The sequence below is a fragment of the Tsukamurella soli genome, assembly GCF_039541155.1.
Taxonomy (GTDB): Bacteria; Actinomycetota; Actinomycetes; order Mycobacteriales; family Mycobacteriaceae; genus Tsukamurella; species Tsukamurella soli.
The window spans coordinates 1-2,840 of sequence record NZ_BAABFR010000208.1; the positions used below are offsets into that span (position 1 = coordinate 1).

At 73.5% G+C, this 2,840-nt stretch carries 2 protein-coding genes and 1 pseudogene; 1 reads left to right on the forward strand and 2 read right to left on the reverse strand.

Translation table 11 applies throughout. The annotated features are described in order from the left end of the window. A pseudogene (locus ABD908_RS27050) lies at positions 1–208 on the reverse strand (hypothetical protein); the annotation flags it as partial. Then, positions 205–1,569, reverse strand: a complete 1,365-nt coding sequence (gabT, locus tag ABD908_RS27055) for a 4-aminobutyrate--2-oxoglutarate transaminase (RefSeq protein ID WP_345001958.1) — start codon at positions 1,567–1,569, stop codon at positions 205–207. The gene gabT and the pseudogene ABD908_RS27050, both read right to left, overlap by 4 nt. Positions 1,570–1,883: 314 nt before the next feature. Here gabT and ABD908_RS27060 point away from each other — a divergent pair. Beyond that, positions 1,884–2,840: PucR family transcriptional regulator ligand-binding domain-containing protein (locus tag ABD908_RS27060; protein WP_345001960.1), on the forward strand; the 957-nt coding region annotated here is incomplete at its 3' end.

Sequence of the window (2,840 nt, forward strand, 5' to 3'; positions counted from 1 at the left end):
GACTTGGCGCGGCGCGCAGCGCGAGCTCGGTGTCGGCCGCGCCGGCGTCGGCGACCACGGCGATCGCCCGTCCGGTGGCGGGGTCGATCACCTCGAACGTGCGGCCGTCCGCCGCGGGGACGGACTCGCCGCCGACGAACAGACCGTGGGTGGGGAGTCGATCGGGTTCGATGCGGCCGGCGCACTCCACTTCCGGCGCCGCGGTCACGCGGACACCTCCGCCTGGGCACCGGCGAGGGCGCGGATGGTGTCGACGAGGATCGCGAGGCCCTCGTCGAGGGTCTCCTCGGCGATCACCAGCGGGGGCAGCAGCCGGATGACGTTGCCGTAGGTGCCGCAGGTGAGCACCAGCACCCCCTGTTCGAGACAGCGCGCGGCGACGGCCTTGGTCAGCGCGGCGTCGGGGGTGATGCCGTCGGCGCCGACGAACTCGACGGCCAGCATCAGTCCGCGGCCGCGGACGTCGCCGATGGCCGGGACGTCCGCCGCGAGGTCGGTGAGGGTCTGCTTGGCGCGCGCCCCCAGGGCGGCGGCGCGGCCGGGCAGGTCGTACTCGGCCATGCGATCCAGCGTGGCGAGCGCGGCCGCGCAGGCGACGGGGTTGCCTCCGTACGTACCACCGAGGCCACCGGGGTGCACCGCGTCCAGGAGGTCGGCGCGGCCCACGACCGCCGACAGCGGCATGCCGCCGGCGATGCCCTTGGCCAGGGTGATCAGGTCGGGGACGATGCCCTCGTCCTCGCTCGCGAACCAGTTGCCGGTGCGGGCGAAGCCGGTCTGCACCTCGTCGGCGATGAACACGACGCCGTTCTCCCTGGCCCACGCCACCAGCGTCGGCAGGAAGCCGGGCGCGGGCACGATGAACCCGCCCTCGCCCTGGATCGGCTCGAGCACGATCGCGGCCAGGCTCTGGGCACCGATCTGCTTCTCGATCATGCCGATCGCGCGCTGGGCGGCCTCGACGCCGGTCAGGCCCGGCTGGTCGCGGAACGGGTACGACATCGGCATGCGGTACACCTCAGGCGCGAACGGGCCGAAGTTCTGCTTGTACGGCATCGACTTGGCGGTCAGGGCCATCGTCAGGTTGGTACGGCCGTGGTACGCGTGGTCGAACGCCACGACGGCCTGCCGGCCGGTCGCCAGCCGCGCCACCTTGACGGCGTTCTCCACGGCCTCAGCGCCCGAGTTGAACAACACCACGCGCTTCTCGTGGTGTCCGGGGGTCAGCGCGACGAGCCGCTCGGCGACGGCGACGTAGCCCTCGTAGGGCGTGATCATGAAGCACGTGTGGGTGAAGTGCGCGGCCTGCGCGGCGACGGCGGCGGCGACCTTCGCATCGCTGGCGCCGACGCTGGTCACGGCGATGCCGGAGCCCAGGTCGATCAGCGAGTTGCCGTCCACGTCGACGATCACGCCACCGTCGGCGTCTGCGGCGAACACGGGCGCGGTCGACGAGACGCCTGCCGCGACGACCGCGGCACGGCGCGCGGCGAGCGCAACCGATGCCGGGCCCGGCAAGTCGGTGCGCAGCTCGAGACGCTGTGGAAGTCGGTACTCGATGTCTGTCATGTCGGACGTGCTCCTTCGTCTCGACCCGTCACGGTCGCCGGACCCGTCCACACGGGTGCGCTGCCGCCACGGGTGCTGCTCTGCCGCCGTCGTCGGTCGCTCGGCCGACGGGATGCGGCGCGGCGCCCGGGAAACGCGGGCCACCGCTCGCTGTCAACGATGTGACCTACGCCCCTGTTTCGCACGGTACGGATAGGCGTGTCGAATCGGACTTCATGCGCCACAATGTCCATACCGCGCGCAGCGGGCACGTGGTCGGTCGGGAACCCCCGGTCGAGCGGGTGACGAAGTCGAGAGAACGACGGGGAGGCACGATGACGAGCAGCGCTGTCACGGTGCGGTGGCTCGCGTCGGTCCCGAGCCTGCGGCTGCAGGTCGCCGCCGCCGCGGGCTCGCTGGAGCGGCCGGTGACACAGGTACAGACCATCGAACACGCCGAGCCGTTCATGTGGCTGGGCGGCGGCGAGGTGGTGCTCACCACCGGTCTGTCGCTCCCCGCGGCGGGCCCCGAACGCCGCGCCTACATCCGTCGCATGGCCGAATCCGGCGTGGCGGCATTGGGATTCGGCATCGGACTGTCGTTCGAGCAGATACCGCCGGACCTCCTGTCGGCCGCCGAGGAGCTCGGCCTGCCGGTGCTGCAGGTGCCGCGCGCCACCCCGTTCGCCGCGATCGCCCGCGCCGTCATGGACCGGATCGCGGCCGCCGAGTACGCGGCGCTGCTCCGAGCGTCCCGCGCCCAGCCCAGGATGACTCGTGCCGTCCTCACAGGCGGCCCGGCCGCACTGGTGCGTGAGCTGGCGACGGCAACGGGCTTCCTCGTCGCGCTGGCCGACCGCACCGGCGCGGTGGGCATCGCGCACCCACGGTCGCTGGACGCCGGAGCCGCCGCCCTCGCAACCGAACTGGCGGCCGGCGGGCACGCCGCGACGAGCGCGCAGGACGCCGCCGGCCGCACCGTGATCGTCCAGGCAATCGGCTCACCGGACCAGGACCACGGGCACCTGGTCGCGGTGTGCCCCGCGCCGCCCGACCCGGTGGCCCAGGTGCTGCTCGGGCATGCGACGTCGCTGCTCGCGCTCGATCTCGCCAAGCCGCGGCGGCTACGCGCCGACCAGGCGCGGCTCAACGGCGCCGCCCTACAGCTCGCACTCGCGGGCGCCGACGTGCCGCGCGACCTGCTCGACGCGGCCGCCGGGCTCGACGGTGCAGTCCGCGTGTTGACGGTGTCGACGCCCCGCCCCGGCGGGATCGCCGCCGCGGTCGACGCG